This is a genomic window from Novosphingobium sp. ST904, from assembly GCF_001298105.1.
Lineage (GTDB): Bacteria > Pseudomonadota > Alphaproteobacteria > Sphingomonadales > Sphingomonadaceae > Novosphingobium.
In genome coordinates this window covers 51,875-77,808 of sequence record NZ_LGJH01000156.1, presented here as the reverse complement: position 1 = coordinate 77,808, position 25,934 = coordinate 51,875, and the positions used below count along the sequence as shown (strand labels likewise).

Genomic DNA, 25,934 nt, shown 5'->3' with positions numbered 1-25,934 from the left:
GTCTTGTCCGTCCCGCTAAGGGCTTGCGAGACGGTTCTAACCGAAGGAGACTGATTGAATAAGCTATACGAAGGCGTAAGTGTAATCGCTTCAGGCGATTAGTTGCACAGGGCCAGCTGCAGACGGCCCTTACAGCGTCCTGCTGATCGCGAGCCGGGCCTGGAGCGAAATCAGCGTCGAACTGGCGTCCGCCACGTCGCCGCGCCGCACCGCATCGCGCGCGCGCCTGATTTCGGCGGCCAGGAACTTGCGCACGTCCCCGGGCGTGCCTGCGCCGAGCGCGCCGGCCTTGGCGGACAGCGTGGCCAGCCCGGCAAGCGCATTGGCATTGGCGGTGCCGGTATCGCCGTTACCCAGTTCGGTCGCCAGGTTGCCCGCGCCGATCTCGATCTGCATCAGGGTGGCCTGGTCCTGTTCGCCCAGCCGCGAGGTGCCCGTCATCGGGGCCTGCTGCGCGGGCGCGGCGGCCAGCGCCTCGGGGAGATCGGAGGTCATCTTCTCGAACGCCAGCGTGCCGAGCAGCGCCGCGGCGGCCAGCACGATGACGAGGATGACGATGCTGGAGGGCTGACGGAGGGTGGAAGTCAGCGTCTTGGTCATGGGAAAGGCAGTTCCATTCGGGAGTATCGTCAATCGCATTATAGAACGATGCGGCGCAGGAAGGTGGCCGCGCCAGCTTGTGCGCGGCGCTGCAGCATCCTATGGGCTCGCTCATTCATGAATGCGGGCTATGGGAGCATCAATGGCCGCCAACTCCAAGACCTCGGCGCTGATGGCGCGGGGATGCGAATTTCTCGGCAGCGAATATGCCATCCTGTGCGGCGCCATGTCCTGGGTATCCGAACGCAATCTCGTCTCGGCCATCAGCAATGCCGGCGGCTTTGGCGTCATTGCATGTGGTGCGATGAACCCCGAGCTCCTCGACAAGGAGATCGAAGGGACGCGCGCCCTGACCGACAAGCCTTTCGGTGTCAACCTCATCACCATGCATCCGCAGCTCTTCGAGCTGATCGCGGTCTGCGCGAAGCACAAGGTCGGCCATGTCGTGCTGGCCGGCGGCATTCCGCCCAAGGGCAGCGTCGAGGCGATCAAGGAATCGGGCGCCAAGGTGATCTGCTTCGCGCCCACGCTGGCGCTGGGCAAGAAGCTGCTGCGCTCCGGCGCCGACGCGCTGGTGATCGAGGGCATGGAAGCCGGCGGCCACATCGGCCCGGTTTCCACTTCGGTGCTGGCCCAGGAAATCCTGCCCGCGCTCGCCGCCGACAACCTCGTCTTCGTGGCGGGCGGCATCGGCCGGGGCGAGGCCATGGCCGGATACCTGGAAATGGGCGCGGCGGGCGTGCAGCTCGGCACCCGTTTTGCCTGCGCAAGCGAATCCATCGCTCACGCCGATTTCAAGAAGGCGTTCTTCCGGGCCTCGGCACGCGATGCGGTCGCCTCGGTGCAGGTCGATCCGCGCCTGCCGGTGATCCCGGTGCGCGCGCTCAAGAACAAGGGCACCGAGGAATTCACCGCCAAGCAGATCGAAGTCGCCAAGCGCCTCGATTCCGGTGAACTGGACATGGGCCAGGCCCAGCTTTCCATCGAGCACTTCTGGGCAGGCGCGCTGCGCCGCGCGGTGATCGACGGCGACGTCGAGAGCGGCTCGGTCATGGCCGGCCAGTCGGTGGGCATGGTCAGCAAGGAAGAGCCGGTCGCGGACATCATCGCCGCCCTCCTGGCCGAATCCGAAGCGGCGCTTTCCAACCGCTCCGCTGCCTGAGGCCCGAACCGATGGCTGAACCGCTGATCCTCGCGCTGTCCTGCACCGACCGTCCCGGCATCGTCGCCCGCGTTACCGGCTACCTCGCGCAGGCGGGCGGCAACATCATCGAGGCGCAGCAGTTCAACGACCTCGAGGAAGACAAGTTCTTCATGCGCGTGGCCTTCGATCCGGGCTCCGCGGATCGCGAGGCGTTCAGCGAAGGGTTCGGCGCGATCGCGCACGAATACGGCATGGCCTGGTCGATGACCCGGCGCGACCGCCCGCGCCGGGTGCTGCTGCTGGTCAGCAAGTTCGACCACTGCCTCGCCGACCTGCTCTACCGCCAGCGCATCGGCGAAATGGCGATGGAAGTGGTGGGGATCGTCTCCAACCACCCGCGCGAGGCGATCAACTCGCTGATGATCGGCGATATCCCGTTCCATCACCTGCCCGTCACGCGGGACACCAAGGCCCATCAGGAAGCGCAGATCCGTGCGCTGGTGAACGAGACCCGGGCCGAACTGGTGGTGCTGGCGCGCTACATGCAGATCCTCTCGGACGAGATGGCGGCCTTCCTTTCGGGGCGCTGCATCAATATCCACCACTCGTTCCTGCCGGGCTTCAAGGGCGCCAAGCCCTATCACCAGGCCCATGCGCGCGGCGTGAAGATGATCGGCGCCACCGCGCACTACGTCACCGCCGACCTCGACGAAGGCCCGATCATCCACCAGGACGTGGAAACCGTGACTCACGCCGATACGCCCGAGGACATGGTGCGCAAGGGCCGCGACATCGAGCGCCGCGTGCTGGCGGAGGCCGTGCGCCTGCACCTTGAGGACCGCGTGCTCCTGAACGGTTCGCGCACGGTGGTCTTCCGAAGCTGACACTTGCAGGGCGGCGATCATCGTTCGATGGTGCCGCCTCTGCCAGGGGAGAGAGCCCATGCCCGTCAACGGTGTCGATCACGTCAATATCCTTACCGACGACCTCGAGGCGACCGCCTCGTTCTACGAACGGGTGCTCGGCCTCACCCGCAGCGACAATCCCACGATCGCCAAAGGCATCGCCGGCTACTGGATGCGCGATGCGGCGGGCCATGCGATCGTCCACCTCGTGGACCGCACCACCGCGCCGGGGCGCTACGACGAATACCGGCCCGGACAGCCGACCAACGCGCTCCACCATTTCGCCCTGCGCTGCTCGGGCTTTGCCGAAACGGTGGCCATGATCGAGCAGCTCGGCCTTGCGCACCGGGTGATGGAACACCCCGGCCTCGGCCTGCGGCAGGTGTTCCTGGTGGACCCCAATGCAGTGAACCTCGAACTCAACTTCCCCGGAGACTGAAATCCGGCATTCCGGCAAGCAGGCCCTCGCCATGGCCTTCGCGGTTGGGTAGCCTTGGCGGCAACCACCTGATTTCAAGACCGGAGCGCTTTTCGATGTGTGACGATTTCACCGCCGAGGCCGAAGACGCCAACCTTGCCCGGCGCGGGCTCAATCGCCGGCAGTTCGCCGCGATCGGCGCCGGCGCGGCGGCCGGAGCCGCCCTTACCGGCTGCACCAACGTGATGAAGCTGCGCGGCGCCAATGCGCTGAACGAGCGGATGGTCTCGATCACCACGGCGGACGGCGTGGCCGACGCCTTCTTCGTCCACCCGGCCAAGGGCAGCCATCCCGCCGTCATCCTCTGGCCCGACATCGCCGGCCTGCGCGAGGCGAAGAAGATCATGGCCCGCACGCTCGCCGCCGAAGGCCACGCCGTGCTTGTCGTGAACCCCTATTATCGCGGCGAGCCCGCCCCCGTGTTCGAAAGCTTCGCCGCCTTCCGCACGCCGGAGGGGCAGGCCAGGGTCGCTCCGCTGCGCGCCGCGCTCACGCCCGACGCCATCACCCGCGATGCGCGTGCCTATGTCGCCTTCCTCGATGCCCAGAAGGCCGTGGACACGAAGCGCGGGATCGGCAGCAACGGCTATTGCATGGGCGGCCCCTTCACCGTCCGTACGGCGGCGGCAATACCGGGACGGGTCCGCGCGGCGGCTTCCTTCCACGGCGCCGGCCTCGTCACCGACCAGGACGACAGCCCCCACCGCCTGCTGGCGCGCACGCAGGCCTCCTATCTCTTCGCCATCGCCCGCAACGACGATGCGAAGCAGCCGGACCAGAAGACCGACCTGAAGCAGGCCGCCTCCGCCGCCGGACGCCCCGCCGAAGTCGAGGTCTACCCCGCCGATCACGGCTGGTGCGTACCCGATTCGCCGGCATGGGACCCGGATGCGGCGGACAAGGCATGGCAGCGGATGCTCGCGCTCTACGCCGCGCTCTAGCCGCCGAACGTCGCCCGATCGTCACTTGCCCGTTAACGCCGGGTTACAATAGGCGCGTCCACGGTGTAGGAAGCGCTCGGGCCGCCTGGTCCGCTTAAGGGATTTATACCTCGAAAATGGCCAATGATTCCGGCCGGCGCCGCTCCTCCAGCGGGCCTTCCTCCCCTGCCAAGAAGAAACCCCTCTGGCGCCGAATCGTTCGCGGCGTCCTGATCTGGGGCTCTGCACTTGCCATTCTGGGCGTGATCTTCCTGGGCACCGCCGTCGTCTTCACGATGAGCGAGCTGCCGGAATACGATTCGCTCAAGAGCAGCCAGAACGGCCAGATGATCGTGGTCCGCGCGCGGGACGGGACGGAACTCGTCTCGCTCGGGCCGAGCTACGGCAAGTGGCTGAGCTACGACCAGATTCCCGCCGTCATGAAGGGCGCGATGGTCTCGGTCGAGGATCGCCGTTTCCGCGAGCATATCGGCGTTGACGCGCTGGGCCTGCTGCGCGCCGTCTACGTCTCGACGACGACGGGCGGCCGCGCCAAGGCAACCTCGACGATCACGCAGCAGCTTGCCCGCAACGTGTTCCTCAACAACAGCCGCTCCTTCACGCGCAAGGCGCGCGAAGCGGTGCTGGCGCTGGCGCTGGAACGCAAGTTCACCAAGGACCAGATCCTCGAACTCTACCTCAACAAGGTCTATTTCGGCGGCGGCGCCTATGGCATCGACGCGGCCAGCCGCAAGTTCTTCGGCCATCCCGCCACCGAACTCTCCACCGCCGAGGCCGCGATCATCGCCGGCCTGGTGAAGGCCCCTTCGAACTATTCGCCCACCGCCGACGTCGCGGCCGCCAAGGACCGCGGCGAAGTGGTGCTGGGCCTGATGGTCAAGAACGGCGCGATCACGCAGCAGGAAGCCGATCAGGCCGACATCGCCGACGTGAACGTGGTCCATGAAAAGGGCCAGAACGCGGTCCGTTATTTCACCGACTGGGCCCTGCCCCAGCTCGACACGCTGCTGCCCGACACGAACGAGCCGATCGAGGTCTGGACCACGCTCGATCCGAAGATGCAGCAGGCGGCCACCAGTTCGATCGTCGCCAACGTGCCCAAGGGCGCGCAGGGCGCGCTCGTCAGCCTCGACCGCGACGGCGCCGTGCTGGCGATGGTCGGCGGCACGGACTATGTGAATTCGAACTATAACCGCGCCACCACCGCGATGCGCCAGCCCGGCTCGGCGTGGAAGCTGTTCGTCTACCTCTCCGCGCTCGAAGCCGGCTACACCCCGGACGACCGCGTGGTGGACGAACCGGTGACGATCGACGGCTGGAGCCCGCAGAACGACGGCCGCAACTTCGCCGGCCAGATCGATATCCGCACCGCTTTCGCCTATTCGAAGAACACCGTCGCCGCGCAGCTCGGCAACGAGGTGGGCTTCGGCACCGTGGCCTCGATGGCGCGGCGCTTCGGCATCACCACCCCGATCAACACCAAGCCCGCCATGGTGCTGGGCACCTCCGAAGTGCGCGTGATCGACATGACCCGCGCCTTCGCCGCGGTTTCCGCCGGCGGCACCTCGGTGGAGCCCTATGGCATCGTCAAGGTGACGACGTCCTCGGGCGAAGTGCTCTACGAACACAAGTCGGTGCGCGGACAGGTTCTGGTGCCGCCCAACGTGGCCGCCGGGATCACCGACCTGCTGCAGACGACCGTGGCCACCGGCACCGGCCGCGCGGCGCAGATCGGGCGCCCCGTGGCGGGCAAGACCGGCACCACCAGTTCGAACAAGGACGGCTGGTTCCTCGGCTTCTCCAGCGGCATCACCACCGGGGTCTGGATGGGCCGCGACGATGCCCGCCCGGTCGGCGGCCTTTCCGGCGGCCATGCCCCGGCACGCGCCTTCTCCGATTACATGAAGGTCGCGGTGGCCAAGCGCCCGGTCGAACAGTTCGACACCGAGGTGAAACTGCCCGAATGGCAACTCGAACCCGACGACGAGGCGATGCAGGGCAATCCGAACGACTATTACTACGTCGACGAGAACGGCAACATCGTCCAGCCCGGCCCGGATGGCCAGGGCGCGGGTCAGGGGCCGGACGGCCAGCCGCGCTACGAGGACGGTTCGGTCGGTCCCGGCCCCGGCCCCGGCCAGCCGCAGATGCCCGACTATGGCCCCGCACAGTCGCCGCCGCCGGCCGCCAACAGCGACTTCCTCGACCGCGCCACCGGGCGCGGCCAGCAGGACGATCCGGGCCTTCGCGCCGGACAGGGACTGGGGACGGGCGCGCCGCGCCCAACCGCCGGCACTCCCCGCCCCGCCGCCACGCGCAGCCCCGCCCCGGTCGCCACCCGCACGCCGGGCAACTGACCCCTGCAACTGACCGGGGCAACTGACCCGGGCGACAGGAAAACAAAAAAGGCCCGGAGACAGCTCCGGGCCTTTTTCGTTGGAAGACGCCGCACACTTCCATGTGCAGGACGTGGCCTTACTGAAGCGTCACGCCTTCATCGTCGCCGTCGTCGCTGCGGCGGCCGAAGAACTGCATGAGCTGGACCAGCAGTTCGCAGCGCAGCGGCAGGCTGTCCGCTTCGAGCAGGGCCTGCTTGGCGGCGGCATCGAACGGCGCGATCTGCGAGACGCCGTTGATGAGCGACTGGTCGTCCAGCCGGCCGACCTGGTCCCAGTCCACCGCATAACCCTGCGCATCGGCAAAGCGCTTGGCCTCGCGCTCGAAGCTGGCGCGTTCGATCGGGGCCAGCACCTCGTCCTCGCGGTCAGGCAGGAGCTCGGCTTCGACCTGCCGGAACGGGGTCGTCACATCGAGTTCGCGCAGCACGCGGAACCGCGATTCGCCGGTGAGCAGGATATTGAACCGCCCATCCTCCAGCGCCTCGACATCGCCGATCCGCCCGAGGCAGCCCACCGCGTAAAGCGGCGCGCCTTCCTGCGGGCGTTGCGGCTGGATCATGCCGATTCGCCGATCCCGCGCGAGCGCGTCGCTCACCATCGCCCGGTAGCGGGGCTCGAAGATGTGGAGCGGCAGTTGCAGCCCCGGATAGAGCACCGCGCCCGGCAGCGGGAAGATGGTGATCCGCGCCACCGTCAACCGAACAGTACGGTGGAGAGCTTGCGGCGCGTGGCGGAGACCCAGGGGTCCTCAAGGCCGGTCACCTCGAAGATCTGGAGCAGCTTGGCGCGGGCGGCGCCTTCGTTCCACTCGCGGTCGGCGGCGACCATGCGCAGCAGCACCTCCGCCGCGGCATCGCGTTCGCCGGCGGCGAATGCGGCATTGGCGAAAGCGAACTGCGCCTCCATGTCGGCGGGACGCTCGGCAGCGGCGGCGCGCAGGGCGGCAAGCTCGCTGTCCTCGGGCTTGTCCTTCGCCAGCGCCAGCGCGGTGCGGGCGCGTTCCAGCAGCGGATCGGCGGCAATTTCGCCTTCGAGACTGTCGAGCACCTGCCCGGCCTCGTCGATGCGGCCCGCCAGCACCAGCGCGCGCACGAACCCGGCCAGCACTTCGGCGTTCTCAGGCGCGAGTTCGAGGATCTGCATGAAGATCGCGGCGGCACGCTCGCCGTCACCCTCCGCCAGCGCTTCCTCGCCCATGGCGATCAGCGGCGCGATATCGTGCTGCGGCTCGGCCCCGCCCGGCTGGACCGGCAACTGCGACAGCAGCTGGTCGAGGGTGGCCTTCAGCTGCGATTCGGTGCGCGCACTAGTAAGGTCCGCCACCGGTTGGCCCTGGAAGATCGCATAGACCGTCGGGATCGAACGCACCTGGAACTGCGAGGCGATGAACTGCTCTTCATCGACATTCACCTTGGCAAGGATCACGCCCTTGTCGGCATAGTCGGCCGCCACTTTTTCCAGCACCGGGGTGAGCGCCTTGCACGGCCCGCACCATTCGGCCCAGAAATCGAGAATCACCAGCTGCGTCATCGACGGTTCGGCCACTGTCTTGCGGAACCGGTCGACCGCCTTCTGTTCGTCGAGGTTGAGACCCATGCTGGCCAAGGTATGTGCTCCCGTGAAAATCGAATGGCCCCCTAGATCGTCTCTCGGGACGGATTTGTGAAGGGTTCATGTCCGGTTAGGTGCCGTTTAGGTGTCGTTCTGTCATGCTTCGAAAAATTCTTTCGATTTTCCTCTTGCGGCCTCCAAAAGGCACTGCTAGTGGCGCGCCTCCACCCCGGACCTGCCGGACACTCCAGCAGGTCTTGAACGTCAGAGCGGGCGTAGCTCAGGGGTAGAGCACAACCTTGCCAAGGTTGGGGTCGAGGGTTCGAATCCCTTCGCCCGCTCCAGTTTCCTTCGGTGGAAAATCCAGACATTCCAGGTACCTGCATCCACACCTCGTGGATGTCCTGATTCCCCTGCTCATGCGCAGTGAACCCTGTTCGCCTAATCTCGCCGTGGCTTTCGCGGAGGGGAACGTGAGCGGACTGGAAGCGCTGCTGATCAAGGCAAGAGGCGCGGCGAAAAGAGGCGAGACGGAAGCGGCGCGGGCGCTCTACCGCGAGGCGCTGGACCGTTTTCCCCGCAACGGCCGGGCAAGGTCGGCGCTCCTTGCGCTCGAAGCCGCCAACACCGATCCGCCGCCTGCCGAAATCGACCAGATGGTATCCGCCTATCGCTCCGGCCGTCTCGAAGATGCGGTGCGTGAGGGTGCCCGGCTCGCCGCGGCCTTTCCGCAGAGCTTCACCGTCCACAACCTGCAAGGCGCGGCGCTGCTCGCGCTCGGCGTGCTTCCGGCCGCCGAAGCCGCATTCCGCCGCGCCATCGCGGCCGATCCCGAAGCGGCAGCCTGCTGGAACAACCTTGCCATCACCTTGCGCCGCCAGAACCGGTTCTCCGAAGCGGAGGACATCTACCGCAAGCTGATCGCCCGCCACCCCCGCTATGCCGACGCGCGCTTCAATCTCGCGAACCTGCTGGACACACAGGAACGCCGGGCGGAAGCCGAAGCGGAGTTCGCCGAAACCGTCGCCCTCGATCCGGGCTATACCGAGGCCCATTACAACCTCGGCAACCTGCTCGCAAAGCGCGGCGCCCGCGCCGAGGCCGTCTCGGCCTACCGGCGCGCCGTGGCGCTGCGGCCCGGCCATGCCCTAGCCTATAACAACATGGGCGGCGAACTCCTGCTACTGGGCCGCCTGGACGATGCCCTGGGCGCCTATGACAGCGCGCTGGAGGCCGACCCCGGCAATACGCAGGCCATCGTCAATCGCGGCAAGGCGCTCGTGCTGAAAGGCGACCTGCCTGCCGCCATCGCCGCCTTCCGCAAGGGCTGGGAACTCGATCCTGCCGACCGCTCCGCGCTGCTCCAGGCCCTGTTCGAGGAAGCCCACATCTGCGACTGGAGCAACCGCGCCGAATTCGCGCTGACCGACGCCCCCTCGGCCGCAGCGGTCCAGCCGTTCGCCGCACTGCCCTTCGTGGACGATCCCGCACACCAGTACCGCCGCTCGCTTGCCTGCGCGGCCGTGAAGTTCGCACCGCCCCCGGCGACACTGCCCGAACCGCCCCCTGCGGCGGACGGCCGAATCCGCGTCGGCTACTTCTCCGCGGACTTTCACGACCATGCGACGATGTACCTGATGAGCGGCCTGTTCCGCGAGCATGACCGGGCGCGCTTCGATATCCGCCTCTACAGCTACGGCCCCCGCTGCGATGGCGACGCCTCGCGGATAGCCCTGCGCGGCCATGCCGACTCTTTCACCGAGATCGGCGAGCTGACCGACGCCGAAGTCACGGCGCTGGCGAGAGCGGACGGGCTGGACATCGCCGTCGACCTCAAGGGCTACACGCGCGGCACCCGCACCGCGATGTTCGGCGGACGCCTCGCCCCTGTGCAGGTCAGCTACATGGGCTATCCCGGCACCATCGGCCACCCTTGCATGGACTACTTCATCGCCGATGCCGCAACCGTGCCTCCGGGCGGCGAAGCGTGGTTCACGGAGAAGATCGTGCGCCTGGCCCATTGCTATCAGGCCAACGACGAGCGCCGCCCGATCGTGGCGGACAGCAGGGGCCGCGCCGGCTGGGGCCTGCCGGAGCGCGGCTTCGTGTTCTGCTGCTTCAACCACACCTACAAGATCGGGCCGGGCGAGTTCGATATCTGGATGCGCCTTCTCGATCAGGTCGAAGGCAGCGTGCTCTGGCTGCTGCGCTCCAACCGCTGGGCCGAGGAAAACCTGCGCCGCGAAGCCGGGCTGCGCGGCATCGATGCGACGCGGCTGGTGTTCTCCGCCGGAGTGCCGCATGGCGAACATCTGGCCCGCCTCGCCCTGGCCGACCTGTTCCTCGATACCTTCGCCGTCAACGCCCATACGACCGCAAGCGATGCGCTCTGGGGCGGATTGCCGGTGCTGACGATGCCCGGTCGCCAATTCGCCGCGCGGGTTGCCGGAAGCCTCGTGCGGGCGGTGGGCCTGCCCGAACTGGCCGTGCCGGACCGCGACGCCTACGAAGCCACGGCCCTCGCGCTCGCGCACGATCCGCGCGGGATGCGGCACTTGCGTCAGCGCCTTGCCGCGAACCGGCTCACAAGTCCGCTGTTCCGCACCGTTCCCTATACCCGGCGGGTGGAAGCAGCCTTCGAGGAGATGCACAGGCGAAGGCTGGCAGGGCTTGCACCGGATCATTTCGAAGTGCCGTGAAGGGAAAGCCCGCGCTTCGGCCATTTCGGAAAATCTCCGCCTGGCGCGCGCGCAAGCTCCCCTCTTCCCCCTTCTCGGTCGAGCCCGAATGGCACACCCGATCCTGCAAGCATAATATCAAAAAGAGTGGGATCAAATGGACGCTGGGCAAATCTACGCGGCGAAGCTGACGACGGCCGACCGGGCAGTCATGGCCATCGAAAGCGACAGCGACCTGGCGATGGGCATGGCGGTGGGCGAACCACCCGCGATCCTCGCCGCCCTTGCACGCCGGGCCGAGGCGGGAACGCTAAGCGACTTGCGCGTCTGGTATCTGCTTTCGCAGGTCCATTCCGGATCGACGATCCTGCGCCGCGAACTGCTTGGCCGCATCCGCCCCCGGTGCCTGTTCATGAGCGGTATCGAGCGGGCGCTGATCAAGGCCGATCCCGCCGCCGAGGCGCTGATAGACTTCGTGCCATGCGCCTTCAGCGGCTCGCCCCGGCTGCTACGTGACGAGATCGAACTCGATGCCTGCGTGCTTGCCGTATCGCCGATGGACGAGAACGGCTTCTTCAGCTTCGGCGCCGCGAACGATTACACCTCGGTCGCCGCGCATTGCGCCAGGACGGTGATCGTGGAGGTGAACCCGGCGATGCCACGCGTTGCCTGCTCGACCCCGCTCCATGTCTCGCAAGTCTCGGCCATCGTCGAGAATCACGTGCCGCTGCTTTCGTTCGGCGAGGCGGCCGGCTCCCCCGAAGACGAGGCCATCGCCGCCCTGATCGCCGAGATGATCGACGATGGTGCCTGTCTGCAGATGGGCATCGGCAATCTCCCCGCCGCCGTCTGCCGCCGTATCGAGGACCGCCGCGATCTTGGCATCCACACCGAGCTGCTCACCCCCGCCATGGCCGGACTGGTCCACTCCGGCGCGGTCTCCAACCGCCTCAAGACGACGCATCCGGGCCGCAGCGTCTATTCCTTCGCGATGGGCGACGAGCCGTTCTACCGCTGGATGGACGGCAATCCGCAAGTCTATTCGCTGCCGGTGGACGTGGTGAACGACGCTTCGGAGATCGCCCGCAACGACAATGTCGTCTCCGTCAACGCAACGATCCAGGTCGACCTGCACGGCGCCTGCAATTCGGAATTCATGGGCGGCCGCCAATATTCCGCCGCAGGTGGCCAGTTGGACTTCGTGCGCGGTGCAAGCGCATCGAAAGGCGGCGTCTCGATCATCGCCTGCCGCTCCACCGCCCAGGGCGGCACGGTCAGCCGTATCGTGCCGAAGCTGGACGGCCCGGTCACGACGCCGCGCAACGATGTGCACTGGATCGTCACCGAACACGGTGCCGCCAACTTGCGGGGCAAGACCCTGCGCGAACGGGCGGAATTGCTGATCGGACTGGCGGACCCGAAGTTCCGCGACGAATTGGCGAGAGGACTCTAGGCGGCGATCTTCCCGGTTTCGAGAAAGCCTCGCGGCTGCTCTTTGCTGACAAGCCGGCGGAACTGGCCGCAGCGCTCGCCCCATGGCCAGCCGACTTGCGCGATCATCTGCTGGAGCTGGCCCAACCCCGCGCCGAGGACTGATACGAAAAAGGCGGCGCTCGCCCGCGCCGCCTTTTCCTGTTCGATCTGTGCGGCCGGTCAGGCGGCAGCGTCGAGCCCGTAAGCGGTGTGCAGCACGCGCACCGCCAGTTCGGTCTCGTCCGTGTCGATCAGGACCGAAACCTTGATCTCGCTGGTCGAGATGGCGATGATGTTGATCCCGCGATCGGCCAGCGTCTTGAACATGGTCGAGGCGACACCGGCGTGGCTGCGCATGCCGACACCGACGACGCTGATCTTCGCAACATTGCTGTCGGCGATCATGCGGTAGTAGCCGATCGTCTCCTTGCGCTCTTCCAGCAGCGCCTGCGCACGAACGAGGTCGGCCTGCGGCACCGTGAAGGTGACGTCGGTCTCGCCCTTGTCCTTGGCGACGTTCTGGATGATCATGTCGACGTTGATGTTCGATTCCGCGAGCGGCGCGAAGATCGCGGCCACGGCGCCGGGACGGTCGGGCACGCGGGTCAGCGTGACCTTGGCTTCGTTCTTGTCGGCGGCGATGCCGGTGATCAGCTGGCGTTCCATGTCGCTTCCTTCCAGTTCTTCATCGCTCACGATCATCGTGCCGGGCAGGGTATCGGCGGCGGGCGCGTTCTCGTCGATGAACGAGGACAGCACCTGGACGCGCACCTTTTCCTTCATGGCCAGCGAGACGGAGCGGGTCTGCAGGACCTTCGAACCGACAGAGGCCAGTTCGAGCATTTCTTCATAAGTAACCAGCGGCAGCTTGCGCGCCTTGGCCACGATACGCGGGTCGGTGGTGTAGACGCCGTCGACATCGGTGTAGATGTCGCAGCGGTCGGCCTTGACCGCCGCCGCCACGGCAACCGCTGAGGTATCCGAACCGCCGCGGCCGAGCGTGGTGATGCGGCCATCGGGCGAAACGCCCTGGAAACCGGGGATCACCGCAATCTCGCCGGCAGCCATCGAGGCCAGCAGGGCGTCGGAATCGAAGTCCTCGATGCGCGCCTTGGCGTGGGCATCGTCGGTCTTGATCGGCAGTTGCCAGCCGAGCCACGAACGCGCCTTGCAGCCCATCGCCTGAAGCGTGAGCGCCAGCAGGCCCGAAGTGACCTGTTCACCCGCGGCGACGACCACGTCATATTCCGCCGGATCGTAGAGGGCATTGGCTTCGCGGCAGAAGTTCACGAGGCGGTCGGTCTCGCCGGCCATGGCCGATACGACGACGGCGACTTCGTGGCCCGCTTCCTGCTGGCGTTTTACAATGCCCGCCACGCGCCGGATTCGCTCGGTTCCGGCCATCGAAGTGCCGCCGAATTTCATCACGATACGTGCCAAGGTGCCACTGCTCCCCGTCGGTTTGTGCGCAGAGAAAGGATGCGCGTGTGGATAAGAGTCGGGCGCGCTGTTAGGAGGGAGCGATGAACAATGCAACTGCTTCGAACACGCCTTCTCGCGCAACAATCGATCCGAAAGAGGCTGCTCACTTCGGTTCGCTGGCGGCGGAATGGTGGGATCCCAAGGGTTCCTCGGCCATGCTGCACAAGCTGAACCCGGTGCGCCTTGGCTTTATCCGCGCCGAGATCGACCGGCACTTCTCCACCGACTCGCGCATGCTGCGCCCGCTTTCGGGCAAACGCGCGCTCGACGCGGGCTGCGGCGCGGGCCTGCTGTGCGAACCCCTTGCCCGTCTGGGCGCGGCGGTGACGGGTGTGGATGCGGCCGCCGAAAACATCGCGGCGGCCAGCGCCCACGCCGCGGCGATGGGGCTTCCCATCGATTATCGCCACGGTGAACTGGGCGCGCTCGGCCTCTCCGGCTTCGACCTCGTCTGCTCGCTGGAAGTGATCGAGCACGTTACCGACAAGGCACTGTTCATCGGCCAGCTCGCCGATGCGCTGGCGGACGACGGGCTGATGTTCCTTTCCTGCCCCAACCGCACCCCGGCCTCGCGCCTGCTGCTGGTCGAGGCGGCCGAACGGCTGGGCAAAGTCCCGCGCGGTACGCACGACTGGAAGGAATTCGCCACGCCCGACGAATTGCGCGATCTTGCGGATGGCGCCGGGCTGGTGCTCGGCGAGCCGAGAGGCATCGCCTGGTCGCCGACGGCGGGGCTGCACCTGTCGGACGATCTGTCGCTGAATTTCATTGCCACGGCGCGGAAGAAATAAGGAATCAGGCAGGGGCCATCGCCCCTGCACCCTGTTGCTACCAAGGGCGCGCGTCAGGCTTTCCTATGCCCTCGATAACCGCCCGGGCCTGCGCCTCGCGCTCCTGCCACGAACCGCCGATCCGCGAGAACGGCACCCCGGCCCGCACCAGCATCTCCTCCGCCAGGGCGGCAAAATGCGCGCGCCTCTCGTCCGGGCCGAAGAACCGCGTGCCATCGTCCTGCCACGGAACGTCCGGCGCGAACAGCAGGTAATGGTCCGCCTTGGGATAGCGAAAAAGCACATCCGGCGCTTCCCCGAACAACATCTGCGCCCATGCGGCGGTCATGAGCTGATCGGTGTCGAACAGGAGCACAGGAGGGCGGGACGCCATGGCCTTTCGGTTTGCCTCGGCCTGTCCCTCGGCAATGGCGAGAAGGTCCGCCATCGTCAGGTCCGTGCCGTTTTCCTCGCAATACGTGCGGCCGTATTCCGGCACCCAGGGATAGCCCAGCCGCTCGGCCAGCACCGACTTGCCGGTGCTTTCCGCGCCGTGGAGGCAAACGGTGATCATGCGGCTTCGGCTTTCTCCGCCGCGATCCATTCGCGCAGGCCCAGCACCGACATCGCCAGCAACACCACGTAGAGCGCGGCTGTCGGCCACAATTCCTTGTAGAGGTAGACCCCGATCGAAGCCACGTCGATCGCGATCCACAGCACCCAGTTCTCGATACGGCGGAAACCGAGCAGGATCTGCGCGGCGATGCTGGCTCCGGCAATGGCGGAATCTGCATAAGGCAGCGAGGCGTCGGTGAACTTGTGCATCACCCAGCCGAGGTTGAGCGCGAGTGCAGCCGTTCCCATCACCCAGAGCAGCCGCGCGAAATTCCCCAGTCGGCGCACCGGCACCCGGCTTTCACCGCCGCCCGCGCGCACCCACAGCACCCAGCCCCAGATCTGCGCCGCGAAGAAGAAGACCTGAAGCCCTGCCTCGCCGTAAAGTTTCGCATCCCAGAACACCAGGAAGTAGAGCGCGACCATGGCCATGCCGAACGGGTAATTCCACACGCTGCGCCGCACGAGGAGCGCGATATTGGCAAGGCCCAGTGCCGCCGCCGCCCATTCGATCGGATTCATCGCGATGCTTCAGCCGTTCTGCCTGATGGTCATGAGCGCCGGCGCCGTCAGCCGAGCGCCGCTTCCCATTCGGTTTCCTTGAAGCCGACCAGCAACCCGCCGGAAAGCTCGACCACCGGCCGCTTGATGCAGCTGGGATTGGCGACCATGATCGCAACCGCCCTGGCCGCATCGATATCGGCCTTGTCGGCATCAGGCAGCTTCCGGAAAGTAGTCCCGGCCCGATTCAGCAGCTTTTCCCAACCGACCTGAGCAACCCACTTCTGAAGCAGGGCCGCATCCGCGCCTTCCTTCTTGTAGTCATGGAAGGTGTAGTCTGCGCCTCGTGCCTCAAGCCACTTCCGCGCTTTCTTGACGGTGTCGCAGTTGGGGATGCCGTAGAATTCGAGGCTCACGTCGTCACGTCCTTCGGAAGTGGGATACCCGCGGCGAATCGCAGGTGAACAGGGTGTAGCTCTCGTAGTAGCCTTCCCGCCCGCGCTTTTGCACGACGATATGTTCGGCATGGCGGGCCCAGCCGCGCGCGGAAGGTTCGTCATCCCATTCGGACATGGCGATAACTTCGCCGTCGTCGCTCACGTAGCTCTTGAAGGAGATGAAGCCCGGCTGCTGCCGTGCAAGCACTTCCATATGGTCGGCGTCGGCCACATAGGCCTCCGCGTCGATGTCGGTGCGTTTGCGGTTACGGAAAACGACAAGAAACATGGCAGACCCTGTTGTTCAATTTTGACCGCTCCTAGCGCCGACCGTTCGCGCCGGACAAGCGCAGGAACAACCGCTTCCGCTGAAATTCCGGTCATGCACCCATAACGGGACGATCCGCGCGCATGCTTCTGTCGCGCGCGCGAGGCTGGACAAACCGATGCTTGCGCGACAAAGCGCCCGGATGAGCGTGAACACCTTCGGACGCCTGCTGCGTTTCACCACCTGGGGCGAAAGCCATGGGCCGGCCATCGGCGCCGTCGTCGACGGGTGCCCGCCGGGCCTCGCCATCGACGAGAGCGTGATCCAGCCCTTCCTCGACGCGCGGCGCCCCGGCCAGTCGAAATTCACCACGCAGCGACAGGAGCCGGACCAGGTCCGCATCCTTTCCGGCGTGTTCGAAGGCAAGACCACCGGCACTCCGATCTCGCTGATGATCGAGAACGTGGACCAGCGCTCGAAGGACTATTCCGAGGTCGCCAAGGCCTATCGCCCCGGCCATGCCGACTACGCCTATGACGCCAAGTACGGTTTCCGCGATTATCGCGGCGGCGGCCGCAGCTCCGCGCGCGAAACCGCCAGCCGCGTGGCGGCGGGCGGCGTGGCACGGCTGGTTATCCCGGAAGCGACGATCCTTGCCTATGTCTCCGAGATCGGCGGCGATGCCATCGACATGGCGAACTTCGACGCGGCCGAGATCGGCAACAACCCGTTCTTCTGCCCCGACGCGGAGGCTGCGAAGCGCTGGGAGAAGATCGTCGACGATGCGCGCCTTGCCGGTTCCTCGGTGGGCGCGGTGGTGGAATGTGTCGCCACCGGCGTTCCCGCCGGCTGGGGCGCGCCGCTCTACGGCAAGCTCGATGCAGACCTTGCCGCCGCCATGATGGGCATCAACGCGGTAAAGGGCGTGGAGATCGGTGACGGTTTCGCCGCCGCGCGCCTCACCGGCGAGCAGAACGCCGACCCGATGCACCCCGGCGCGAATGGCCCCGAATTCAGCGCCAATCACGCGGGCGGCATTGCCGGCGGGATTTCCACCGGCCAGCCGGTGCTGGTGCGCGTGGCCTTCAAGCCGACCAGCTCGATCCTGACGCCGCAGCCTACTATCAACCGCGAAGGCGAAGCGACCGAGCTGTTCACCAAGGGGCGTCACGACCCCTGCGTCGGCATTCGCGGGGTTCCCGTGGTCGAGGCGATGATGGCGCTGGTGCTGGCGGACCACAAGCTGCTGCACCGCGGACAGTGTGGCTGAAGCCGCGCTGTCCGCCCGTCACTTCGCCGCCGTGTAGTCGGACTCCGGCGGCGCAATCACGCTGGCCACGTCCATGTCGCGAAAGCCGGGCGGCTTTCCCAGCAGCGGGGCGAAGTCGACATTGTAGGCGAATCGGTCTTGCCCGGCCTCGTCCAACGGCAGGCCATAGCGGGGGCGAAGCGCATCGCGATCGTAGCCCATCAGCACCAGCAGCGTGGGAAAGATGCGAAACGCGCTCGACCGGTTGCGGTTGGCGGCCAGATGGCGTGACCAGTCCAGCCGGGATGGCCCGGACTTTCCGATAAACACGAGCGGCACCAGCCCCTCTTCCTGCGCTGCATTTTCGGCGCCGCAATGGGTGTTGTTTCCGGGGTTGCCCCGTTCGTGCAGGTCCTGCCCATGGTCGGACGTATAGACGATCGCGGCATTCCCCACCCCCGGCGCGCCAGCAGGCGGTCGAAGAATGTGCCCACGTTCCAGTCCACGGTGTTGCGATAGGAATTGCGGTAGCGGACCCATTCGCCCGGCGTGCCGCCGAACCCTGCCCGGTTGCTCGTCCAGGACAGCAGCGTCCCACCCCCTTGCGGCAGGATCGGACGGTATCGGGCTTTCCCCGCCGGAAACTTGTCGGCAATCGGGAAATGCGCGCCGACCTTGTTCACATAGATGAATTCCCGGAGCCCGTTGTTGACGTGAGCGGCCAGAACCTGGGCTATCCGCATGTCCCGGTCCGCCGCCGGCACCCCGTCGAACTGCACGAATTCGGCAATTTCCCGCCGCTCCTTCGCCGTCATCATGTTCTGGAGGTGGCCGCCGTTCGACTGGCCGTCGATGTAGACGGTGCGAAGACCGGCCGCTTTCGCATAGCTCCAGATCGAGGGCCAGCTGGCCAGCGCTTCCCGGTAGGTGTCGGGCGTTCCCCCGAAGCGCAGCACGGCATTGGAATTGGCGCTGCACTTGTGGATTGCGGCGGCATAGCCGAAATTGGTGATGCGCAGGCCCGCCCGCTCCTCGGCAAGGCCGCTGCGCACGCCTGACGGGTTGTCGATATCGAGGTAATTGCCCGCGATGCTCTCGTCCACGATCAGCACGATGTCCTGCGCAAGCGGCGCATCGGGACGCGGCAAGGCCGGCGCGGCACGGGGCTTGGGCACGGAAGCGATCGCTTCCCCGGCCATCAGCCCCGCGAACGCGATCGAGGGATAGGCAGGCGGCAAGGCCCTGGAACCCTCGCCGCCGCGAACGAACAGCAAGGTCGCCAGCGCGCAGAGCGCCAGCAGCGGGACCGGAACGCCCCAGCGCAGCGGCACCCGCCACCGCCTGGGCGGCAGGGCCACGCCCAGGAACAGCAGCAAGGCCGCCCCCATCGCCCGCGCCATCGTCGCACTATGCTGGGCAACGGCGTGGTCGATCTGTCCGGCGGCGTTGTAGAGGTTGACGAAGGACTGGTAGGTCATCGGCCCCGCCGTCGTCCATTCGAACGAAAGCTGGAAGTGCGATGCCGCTGCAAACAGCGCCGCCAGCGCTATCCGCACCGAGTGCCGTCCGATGAAAGCCGAAGCCAGCAGGCCCACCGCAAGCATTGCATAGAGCGCCGCAAAAACGAACAGCAACGCGGCCCCGGGCGCGGAACTAAAACGCTCCGCCACCGACTCATAGTCGCAGAGCAGATAGGCGATTATAAGAAAGACCTTGAGCATTCCGCCCTACGTATTCCCCACTTAGGGGTTCGTAACATCCTGTTCAAAGTTGTGGAATTGGTAAACTCCGGACTTTTCGCGAAAAATCCCTGAATATCGCCTTTGCGAACGCCCGGCGACCCGCCGTTTACTGGAACTGGCTGTCCGTCAGCGGTTTTGTCCGCGCTTCCAGCCTGCCTCCGCCCCGATAGACGAGCGAACAGCTCGCAGATCCGGCACAGAACCGGTGTACCGGGGCCAGCGCGTTTTCGGCGTAGCGATAGGTCAGCCCGCCTTGCGTGATCTCCAGACCGGAAATGTCGCGCATGCGGTGCTCGCGGGCGAGCAGGACCGCGCGGTCATGTGAGACGGGCGCCCAGACCGACCACTGGTCGTAAAGGCGATGGTGATAGCGGAACGTCACATCCTCGGGCGCGCGATTATCCAGCGAAGTGGGCCATGAGTCGCAGGCGCCCAGCGACGCGCAGGCCGCCAGGAGCAGCGCAAGTCGTATCGTTTTCATGGCCTGCTGTTGCCCGATTTGCCGCAGCGCCGCACGGGTTTTCGCAGTGCCGCGCGCTTTATCGGCAGAAACGTTCAGTCCACCGCAACTGATCGGTCATTCCGATCAAGGCAATCGGATCAACGCCCTACACAACGTCACACGGGCAGCCTATCTCCCTCCTCGAACTTCAACACCCAATCGAGGGAGATCATATCCATGGGTATCGTCGGCAGCCAGATCAAGCCGTTCAAGAACACCGCTTTCCAGGCAGGCAAGGACTTCTTCGACGTCACCGAAGCAGACATCGCCGGCAAGTGGGCCGTGTTCTTCTTCTACCCCGCTGACTTCACCTTCGTCTGCCCCACCGAGCTGGAAGACCTCGGCGAGCAGTACGAAACCCTCCAGGGCCTCGGCGTCGAAGTCTACGGCGTTTCGACCGACACGCACTTCAGCCACAAGGCCTGGCACGACACCTCGGACAAGATCGGCAAGATCAAGTACGCGTTCCTCGGTGACCAGAACCACGCGCTGACCAACAACTTCGGCGTTCTGCGCGAAGGCGTTGGCCTGGCCGACCGCGCCACCTTCGTCGTCGATCCGGACGGCGTGATCCAGCTGGTCGAAATCACCCCCGAGGGCGTGGGCCGCAACGCGGTCGAACTCGTCCGCAAGATCAAGGCTGCCAAGTACTGGCGCGAGCACCCCGGCCAGGTCTGCCCGGCCAAGTGGGAAGAAGGCGCTGAAACGCTTGCTCCCTCGCTCGACCTCGTCGGCAAGCTCTAAGACACCCCGCGACACCCTTAGGGTCGCGTGAAGGTGCGCGGCCCGGGGCTTTCCCTCTCCCGGTGCCGCGCCCTCACGGCGCGGCCTCGCGGAACCGAAGCCCCGGCCGCCCCTTTTCCCAACGCATTTCCAAAGGACGCAAAGACCATGCTCGACGCCAACCTGAAGCAACAGCTCTCGCAATATCTCGCCATGCTGCGCGAGCCGATCGAGCTCGTCGCCTCTTTGGGCGACGATGCGAAATCCACCGAGACCCGCGAGCTGCTGACCGTGATCGCCTCGCTCTCGGACAAGGTCACCGCCACTTTCGACGGCGACGACAAGCGTCGCCCCAGCTTCATCATCCGCCGCGCGAGCGACGCCAGCGCCTGGGTGCGCTTCGCAGGGCTCCCGCTCGGCCATGAATTCACCTCGCTGGTCCTGGCCCTGCTCTGGGCCGGCGGCCATCCGCCCAAGGTTTCCGACGAGGCGCTCGAAATCGCCCGCGCCATCGAGGGCGAGCACGAGTTCGAGATGTACTTCTCGCTCTCCTGCCACAACTGCCCCGACGTCGTGCAGGCGCTGACCCTGCTCGCGCTCAACAACCCGCATGTGAACGCCACCCTGATCGAGGGCGGCACGTTCCAGGCGGAAGTCGAGGAACGCGGCGTCATGGCCGTTCCCGCCGTCTTCCTGAACGGGAAGATGTGGGGTTCGGGCAAGATGAGCATCGAGGAAATCCTCGCCAAGCTCGACACCGGCGCCGATGCCAAGGCCGCTGCCGTGCTCGCGGGCAAGAAGCCTTTCGAAGTGCTGGTCGTCGGCGGCGGTCCCGCCGGCGCCTCGGCCGCGATCTACACCGCGCGCAAGGGCTTCTCGACCGGCGTGGTCGCCGAACGTTTCGGCGGTCAGGTGCAGGACACCATGGGCATCGAGAACTTCATCTCGGTTCCCTATACCGAGGGCCCCAAGCTGGCGGCCGCACTGGAATCGCACGTCGCCGAATACGACATCGACGTGATGAACCTCCAGCGCGCCGAAAAGCTGATCCCCGCGAAGGAACTGGGCGGCTATCACGAGGTCGTCTTCGCCAACGGCGCCTCGCTCAAGGCCCGCAGCCTCGTGCTGACCACTGGCGCCCGCTGGCGGAACCTGGGCGTGCCGGGTGAGGCCGAGTACAAGAACAAGGGCGTGGCCTATTGCCCGCACTGCGACGGCCCGCTGTTCAAGGGCAAGCGCGTGGCGGTGATCGGCGGCGGCAACTCCGGCGTCGAGGCGGCGATCGACCTTGCCAACATCGTCGGCCACGTCACCCTGATTGAATTCGACAGCAAGCTGCGCGCCGACCAGGTCCTGGTCGACAAGCTCAGGTCGATGAAGAACGTGGTGATCCTCACCAGCGCCCAGACCATCGAGGTCGAAGGCGACGGGGAGAAGGTCAATGCGCTGGTCTACAAGGATCGCGAAACCGGCGAGGAGCACAAGGTCGAGCTGGAAGGCGTGTTCGTCCAGATCGGACTGGTGCCCAACACCGAATGGCTCAAGGACTCCGGTGTCGAACTCACGAGCCGCGGCGAGATCGTGATCGACGACAAGGCGGCCACCACCCTGCCCGGTATCTTCGCGGCGGGTGACGTGACCACGGTGCCTTACAAGCAGATCATCATCGCCATGGGCGAAGGTTCGAAGGCGGCGCTTTCCGCGTTCGACTACCTGATCCGCAACGAGGCTCCCGCAGAGATCGCCCAGGCTGCCTGAGCTTTCCCGAGCGCGAAAAATGAAACGGGCGGAAAGTCGCAGGACTTCCGCCCGTTTTCATGTGCCCGGCGTCCCGAGCAGTCGGCATCGGCGCGGAGATGAACCCGCGAATCGAGGGATCGCCGCTACTTGCGCTTCTTCAGCACCACGTAGATCGCACCCTGCCCGCCGTGCCGGCGATGCGCGCCCCGGATCGCCACGATGTCGTGCGCGTGTTCGCTTGCGGCCAGCCAGTCGGTGATCTTGGCACGGATGGCACCCCGCGCGGTGCCGCGATCCGCCGCATCCACCGGGCGCGGCTTGCCGGTGACGATCAGCACCACCCGCGCGCCCATCGCCTTGGCCTGGATGAGGCCGTGCATCAGCCGCAGATAGGCCTGATCGAGGTTCGAGCCGTGAAGGTCGAGGCTGAAATCAGGCGCGAGCGTGCCCTTGGAAATGCGCTTTTCCCACGAACCGTCCAGATTGACCGGGACATCGGGTTTCGCCTTCACCGGCGCGGGGCGCGGCGGCAAGGGCGCGGGAATACGGCCCTTCACCTTCTTCGCAGGCGCCGCCGTTACCGCGACGACCGGCTTGGGCACGGAAACGGGCGCCACGGGCACGGGCCTGCGCTTTTCGAGCGGCGTCACCGTCCGCGCGACTTGCGCCCAGATTTCCGCTTCTTCCGCCGTGAGGCGCCGTCCCGGCCGTCTCATGCCGGTGTCACCGCGCGCCGAGCCTCGCCAGCGTGCCATTGGGAACGAGGATCAGGGCCTCACCGCGTCCGCTCATGCCGCCGGCGGTCAGGCGCGCCTGCTCACCCGATCCCCAGAAGGTATCGAAGCGATTGGCGCCCTTGATTGCGCCGCCGGTATCCTGCGCGACCCACAATCCCGTCGCCTCGCGCCGGTCAAGCCGCAGCCACACAGCGCTCCCAGCGGCACGAATCGCGGATCGGTGGCCACCGAGGCATGGGCCCGAACCGGCACGCCCAGCGCGCCGAGCGGTCCATCGCCCTTGAGCTCCTTGAAGAACACCCAGGACTTGTTCTCGCGCATCAGCGCCTGACCGTCGCGCGGGTTGTCATGGATGTACTGGATGATGCCCTGCATCGAACCGGAATACTGCCCCGGCGCCGAGCCGACCAGCCCCCGGTCACGCATGACGCCGCCGATCCCGGTGTAGGGGAGGCCGTTCTGCCCCGCATAGCCGATGCGCATCACGCTGCCGTCAGGCGCGCGCAACCGGCCGGAACCCTGAACCTGGAGGAAGAAGAATTCGACCGGATCGGCAACCCAGGCAATCTCCAGCCCCTTGCCCGCCAGCACGCCCTGCTCGATCGCCGCGCGTTCGTAATAGGGCACGAACTGTCCGTTCCCGTCGTAGCGCCCCAGCGGCATTCGCCCGTTTGACGTCGGCGCCGCGTCACCCGCCTTGGCCCGCACGAGATCGCCCGGCATCGCATAGACAGGCACCGCATATCCCGGAACCGGCAGCCGCGATCCGGCGATTTCGGGTTCGTAATAACCGGTGGCGAAGCTTTTGCCGTCTCCGATGCGCGCGGTTTCGAAATAGCTCGCGAAGAACTGCGCGGCGGGCTTCGCGCCCCAGCTTGCGGCGGCGGCGCAGGCCTGCCGCCAATCGGCCGGGCGGGTCAGCCCGCTGGCATCCTGACGCACGGTGACGCGCGGGCAGCTTTCACGGAACGAGGCAAGCGCGGCGGCGGCATCGGCAGCGCCGAGCGGCAGCGAGGAGACCGAAGGGCCTGCCTTCACCCCGGCCAGGATCGCACTGCCAGGTTGCGGCGGCGCGGGAGGCTTCGGAGCCGGGCGATGGACCGGCGGCTTTACCGGCGGACGCGAAGCGCCCTTGGGGCCTTCACCGGGGATCACCTGCACGCAGGCCGCCAGCAGTGCCGGCAGGACAAGTGCAGAAAAACGGCGCACCCGAAAACGCGGCTCCCGCCGCGACATGCTCCCTTCCTGCAAGATCGACCTCCCGAAAATCTTTGCGGCCCCGCCAATAACGACCGCCAACAGCACCGCCAAAAACAAGGCCGGACCTTTCGGCCCGGCCTTCCGATCCTTGAGAGATCATGCGTTGGAAATCAACCGGGTGGGTCGATCAACCCGCGTCGGTTTCGTCGAGCAGCCAGTCCGGACCGGACGAGTTGAGTGCGCGGCTGAACGTCCAGACGTCCACCGCCTCGATCGCATCGTCAAGCGAACCGGCGATGACATGGCCTTCGGCGTCCCGCGTCACGGCGGCGATATCCGAACGGAACCGCAGGGCGATCCGGGCATAGCCGTTATCGACACCTGCCGAGATGATCGCCACGTCCTCGATGCGGATCAGGCGATTGTCCATGGTTTCGCCGGCGGCGAGGCGTGCGTCGATCGCGGCTGCGAAGCTGTCATAGACGTCACCGTCGCAAAGTGCACGAAGCTCGGCCTTGTCGCCCTTCCAGAACGATTCGAGAATCAGGCGATAGGCACCGCGCGCGCCTTCGAGGAAGGCATAGGCATCGAAGCGGCGGTCCACGTTCGAAATCTCGGCGAGGCCGCGTTCCACCGAAGGCGGAGCCAGCGGCATTTCGCGCAGGCGCTGGGGCTGACCGGCCCGACCGCGTTCGTCCGCCTTGGCATCGGGCTTGCCGTCTGCCTTGGGGGCGGAAACGCGCGGCGCACCGGGCTGGCCCTGGCGGCCTTCGAAGCGCCCCTGGATCGGCTCTTCCTCATGCTCGGCGCGGCGGCCGAGTACCGAATAGAGCCGCAGGCCAAGAAAGGCTGCGATCATGGCCAGGATCACGATTTCCGGTGTCACGTTCCTTTGTCCATCCTTGTGTTGGACGCTTCGGGGAGTGCGGCTGGAGGCTGGCTGCCTCTTCCGCCCAGGAGCGTCATCATAGACCCAGATAGGTACAGTTTACAAATGAACAACGCGTGAGCACGCGGATCTGGGCTTTTTTCGCCGATATGTTCGCCGTCACCGATCAACGCCCGCATGGCGAATCGGTTCCGTTCCTTCGCCGGGCCGTTTCGCTCGCCGTTATTTCGAACAATTTACGGCGGCTCGGGTGTTCCACCGGCCGCCAAAATGCTTTAGGCGCGCGGCAAGACTTTCATCCGTATTCTTTGCACGGGAACGAACCAAATGGCCGACGAAGGCAACGTCATCTCCGACATCAACCTCGGCAACGGCGAGGATTCCGCGCCCGCCGCCGGTATCATCTCGCAGTACGTCAAGGATCTCTCGGTCGAGAATCCGAACGCGCCGCAGAGCTTCACCTGGCAGGACCAGCCGCAGATCGACGTGCAGTTCAACATCGGCGCACGCCCGATCGACGCCGAAGTGCACGAAGTCGAACTGAAGATCACCTGCGCCTCGAAGGGCCCGCAGGGCACCGCATTCGCCGTCGAGCTGAGCTACTGCGCGCTGCTTGGCATGCGCAACCTCGACGAGGGCCAGGCGCACGCGTTCCTCTACGCCGAAGCCCCGCGCATCCTGTTCCCCTTCGCCCGCCGCGTCATCGCCGACGCCGTGCGCGATGCCGGCTTCCCGCCGCTGATGCTTGAGCCGATCGACTTCAACGGCCTCTACATCCAGCAGCTCCAGGCCCAGCAGCAGGCCGATGCCACCCAGGGCGAGCCTGTCGGCCACGCCTGACAGCCGGCCTGAACACCGGCAACCTGAAATGCGCATGGCGCGCATTCCTGCGACATCGGCCCGCGCCCCC

Annotated in this window: 25 protein-coding genes, 1 tRNA gene and 2 pseudogenes; 14 read left to right on the top strand and 14 right to left on the bottom strand. The window is 66.3% G+C overall.

Going from position 1 to position 25,934, the window contains the following annotated elements:
• Positions 1 to 129: 129 nt before the first annotated feature.
• Complete coding sequence (locus tag ADT71_RS19485) at positions 130 to 600, bottom strand: hypothetical protein (RefSeq protein ID WP_054439484.1); 471 nt, start codon at positions 598 to 600, stop codon at positions 130 to 132.
• Between the two features lie 142 nt (positions 601 to 742).
• On the opposite strand from ADT71_RS19485, the gene ADT71_RS19480 reads away from it, so the two are divergent.
• The 5 genes from ADT71_RS19480 (at position 743) to ADT71_RS19460 (ending at position 6,425) form a co-directional block, all read left to right on the top strand.
• Entirely contained in the window at positions 743 to 1,762 is a 1,020-nt protein-coding gene (locus ADT71_RS19480) for a nitronate monooxygenase family protein (RefSeq protein WP_054439482.1), read from the top strand.
• An 11-nt stretch (positions 1,763 to 1,773) separates the two neighbouring features.
• Entirely contained in the window at positions 1,774 to 2,628 is an 855-nt protein-coding gene (gene purU, locus ADT71_RS19475; protein WP_054439481.1) for a formyltetrahydrofolate deformylase, read from the top strand.
• A gap of 58 nt (positions 2,629 to 2,686) precedes the next feature.
• Positions 2,687 to 3,088, top strand: a complete 402-nt coding sequence (locus ADT71_RS19470; protein WP_054439479.1) for a VOC family protein — start codon at positions 2,687 to 2,689, stop codon at positions 3,086 to 3,088.
• A 95-nt stretch (positions 3,089 to 3,183) separates the two neighbouring features.
• A complete protein-coding gene (locus ADT71_RS19465) occupies positions 3,184 to 4,068 on the top strand; it encodes a dienelactone hydrolase family protein (protein ID WP_054439477.1) in 885 nt (294 codons plus the stop codon).
• A gap of 116 nt (positions 4,069 to 4,184) precedes the next feature.
• Positions 4,185 to 6,425 carry a PBP1A family penicillin-binding protein gene (locus ADT71_RS19460; RefSeq protein WP_054439475.1) on the top strand — a complete coding sequence of 747 codons (2,241 nt, stop codon included), beginning with the start codon at positions 4,185 to 4,187 and terminating at the stop codon, positions 6,423 to 6,425.
• 118 nt (positions 6,426 to 6,543) lie between these two features.
• Here ADT71_RS19460 and ADT71_RS19455 read toward each other — a convergent pair whose 3' ends face one another.
• Both ADT71_RS19455 and ADT71_RS19450 read right to left on the bottom strand, forming a co-directional pair.
• The gene (locus tag ADT71_RS19455) at positions 6,544 to 7,158 is read right to left on the bottom strand and encodes an LON peptidase substrate-binding domain-containing protein (RefSeq protein WP_054439473.1); all 615 of its coding nucleotides are present in this window, start codon (positions 7,156 to 7,158) and stop codon (positions 6,544 to 6,546) included.
• Positions 7,159 to 7,160: 2 nt separating this feature from the next.
• Positions 7,161 to 8,063, bottom strand: a complete 903-nt coding sequence (locus tag ADT71_RS19450) for a tetratricopeptide repeat protein (protein ID WP_054439472.1) — start codon at positions 8,061 to 8,063, stop codon at positions 7,161 to 7,163.
• Positions 8,064 to 8,287: 224 nt separating this feature from the next.
• Between ADT71_RS19450 and ADT71_RS19445 the strand changes: the two genes are divergently transcribed.
• The 4 genes from ADT71_RS19445 to ADT71_RS35910 all read left to right on the top strand — a co-directional run bounded on the left by ADT71_RS19445 (position 8,288) and on the right by ADT71_RS35910 (position 12,292).
• Positions 8,288 to 8,362, top strand: a tRNA-Gly gene (locus ADT71_RS19445).
• Positions 8,363 to 8,491: 129 nt separating this feature from the next.
• Positions 8,492 to 10,717, top strand: coding sequence for a glycosyltransferase family 41 protein (locus tag ADT71_RS19440; protein WP_165913234.1), 2,226 nt, complete (start codon positions 8,492 to 8,494; stop codon positions 10,715 to 10,717).
• A 136-nt stretch (positions 10,718 to 10,853) separates the two neighbouring features.
• The gene (locus tag ADT71_RS19435) at positions 10,854 to 12,149 is read left to right on the top strand and encodes an acetyl-CoA hydrolase/transferase family protein (RefSeq protein WP_054439469.1); all 1,296 of its coding nucleotides are present in this window, start codon (positions 10,854 to 10,856) and stop codon (positions 12,147 to 12,149) included.
• The gene (locus tag ADT71_RS35910; protein ID WP_369818314.1) at positions 12,092 to 12,292 is read left to right on the top strand and encodes a DUF2239 family protein; all 201 of its coding nucleotides are present in this window, start codon (positions 12,092 to 12,094) and stop codon (positions 12,290 to 12,292) included. The genes ADT71_RS19435 and ADT71_RS35910 overlap by 58 nt, the downstream gene beginning before the upstream one ends.
• 57 nt (positions 12,293 to 12,349) lie before the next feature.
• On the opposite strand, the gene ADT71_RS19430 is transcribed toward ADT71_RS35910, so the two are convergent.
• The gene (locus ADT71_RS19430; protein WP_185998928.1) at positions 12,350 to 13,594 is read right to left on the bottom strand and encodes an aspartate kinase; all 1,245 of its coding nucleotides are present in this window, start codon (positions 13,592 to 13,594) and stop codon (positions 12,350 to 12,352) included.
• A 98-nt stretch (positions 13,595 to 13,692) separates the two neighbouring features.
• Here ADT71_RS19430 and ubiG point away from each other — a divergent pair, with 98 nt between their 5' ends.
• Positions 13,693 to 14,442, top strand: a complete 750-nt coding sequence (gene ubiG, locus ADT71_RS19425) for a bifunctional 2-polyprenyl-6-hydroxyphenol methylase/3-demethylubiquinol 3-O-methyltransferase UbiG (protein ID WP_054439467.1) — start codon at positions 13,693 to 13,695, stop codon at positions 14,440 to 14,442.
• A gap of 37 nt (positions 14,443 to 14,479) precedes the next feature.
• Here ubiG and ADT71_RS19420 read toward each other — a convergent pair whose 3' ends face one another.
• Genes ADT71_RS19420 through ADT71_RS19405 form a run of 4 tightly spaced genes read right to left on the bottom strand, consistent with a single transcriptional unit; the run spans position 14,480 to position 16,263 of the window.
• Positions 14,480 to 14,995, bottom strand: coding sequence for an AAA family ATPase (locus tag ADT71_RS19420; protein ID WP_054439584.1), 516 nt, complete (start codon positions 14,993 to 14,995; stop codon positions 14,480 to 14,482).
• On the bottom strand, positions 14,992 to 15,558 hold the full coding sequence (gene pnuC, locus ADT71_RS19415) for a nicotinamide riboside transporter PnuC (RefSeq protein ID WP_054439466.1): 567 nt from the start codon (positions 15,556 to 15,558) through the stop codon (positions 14,992 to 14,994). The genes ADT71_RS19420 and pnuC overlap by 4 nt, the downstream gene beginning before the upstream one ends.
• A gap of 47 nt (positions 15,559 to 15,605) precedes the next feature.
• Positions 15,606 to 15,953 carry an ArsC family reductase gene (locus ADT71_RS19410; protein ID WP_054439463.1) on the bottom strand — a complete coding sequence of 116 codons (348 nt, stop codon included), beginning with the start codon at positions 15,951 to 15,953 and terminating at the stop codon, positions 15,606 to 15,608.
• A gap of 4 nt (positions 15,954 to 15,957) precedes the next feature.
• The gene (locus ADT71_RS19405) at positions 15,958 to 16,263 is read right to left on the bottom strand and encodes an antibiotic biosynthesis monooxygenase (protein WP_054439462.1); all 306 of its coding nucleotides are present in this window, start codon (positions 16,261 to 16,263) and stop codon (positions 15,958 to 15,960) included.
• A 181-nt stretch (positions 16,264 to 16,444) separates the two neighbouring features.
• Between ADT71_RS19405 and aroC the strand changes: the two genes are divergently transcribed.
• Positions 16,445 to 17,512: a chorismate synthase gene (gene aroC / locus ADT71_RS19400; protein WP_054439460.1), complete on the top strand. Its 1,068-nt coding sequence runs from the start codon at positions 16,445 to 16,447 to the stop codon at positions 17,510 to 17,512.
• Between the two features lie 18 nt (positions 17,513 to 17,530).
• Here the strand turns inward: aroC and ADT71_RS19395 are convergent, their stop codons facing one another.
• The 3 genes and pseudogenes from ADT71_RS19395 to ADT71_RS19385 all read right to left on the bottom strand — a co-directional run bounded on the left by ADT71_RS19395 (position 17,531) and on the right by ADT71_RS19385 (position 19,714).
• On the bottom strand, positions 17,531 to 17,713 hold the full coding sequence (locus ADT71_RS19395; protein ID WP_054439458.1) for a hypothetical protein: 183 nt from the start codon (positions 17,711 to 17,713) through the stop codon (positions 17,531 to 17,533).
• 51 nt (positions 17,714 to 17,764) lie between these two features.
• Positions 17,765 to 18,031, bottom strand: a pseudogene (locus ADT71_RS35905) (hypothetical protein); the annotation flags it as partial.
• Between the two features lie 1,308 nt (positions 18,032 to 19,339).
• Positions 19,340 to 19,714: a hypothetical protein gene (locus tag ADT71_RS19385; protein WP_054439455.1), complete on the bottom strand. Its 375-nt coding sequence runs from the start codon at positions 19,712 to 19,714 to the stop codon at positions 19,340 to 19,342.
• Between the two features lie 198 nt (positions 19,715 to 19,912).
• Between ADT71_RS19385 and ahpC the strand changes: the two genes are divergently transcribed.
• Together ahpC and ahpF are read left to right on the top strand one after the other, a co-directional pair.
• The gene (ahpC, locus tag ADT71_RS19380) at positions 19,913 to 20,479 is read left to right on the top strand and encodes an alkyl hydroperoxide reductase subunit C (RefSeq protein WP_054439453.1); all 567 of its coding nucleotides are present in this window, start codon (positions 19,913 to 19,915) and stop codon (positions 20,477 to 20,479) included.
• Between the two features lie 147 nt (positions 20,480 to 20,626).
• Positions 20,627 to 22,216 (top strand): alkyl hydroperoxide reductase subunit F, encoded by a 1,590-nt coding sequence (gene ahpF / locus ADT71_RS19375; protein WP_054439451.1) that lies wholly within the window; start codon positions 20,627 to 20,629, stop codon positions 22,214 to 22,216.
• A gap of 125 nt (positions 22,217 to 22,341) precedes the next feature.
• Here ahpF and ADT71_RS19370 read toward each other — a convergent pair whose 3' ends face one another.
• The 3 genes and pseudogenes from ADT71_RS19370 to ADT71_RS19360 all read right to left on the bottom strand — a co-directional run bounded on the left by ADT71_RS19370 (position 22,342) and on the right by ADT71_RS19360 (position 25,021).
• Positions 22,342 to 22,914, bottom strand: coding sequence for a Smr/MutS family protein (locus ADT71_RS19370; protein WP_054439583.1), 573 nt, complete (start codon positions 22,912 to 22,914; stop codon positions 22,342 to 22,344).
• Positions 22,915 to 22,921: 7 nt separating this feature from the next.
• Positions 22,922 to 24,171, bottom strand: a pseudogene (locus ADT71_RS19365) (murein transglycosylase A).
• A 151-nt stretch (positions 24,172 to 24,322) separates the two neighbouring features.
• Entirely contained in the window at positions 24,323 to 25,021 is a 699-nt protein-coding gene (locus ADT71_RS19360) for a Tim44/TimA family putative adaptor protein (RefSeq protein WP_054439449.1), read from the bottom strand.
• Between the two features lie 330 nt (positions 25,022 to 25,351).
• On the opposite strand from ADT71_RS19360, the gene secB reads away from it, so the two are divergent.
• The gene (gene secB, locus ADT71_RS19355) at positions 25,352 to 25,864 is read left to right on the top strand and encodes a protein-export chaperone SecB (protein ID WP_054439447.1); all 513 of its coding nucleotides are present in this window, start codon (positions 25,352 to 25,354) and stop codon (positions 25,862 to 25,864) included.
• Positions 25,865 to 25,934 lie beyond the last annotated feature (70 nt).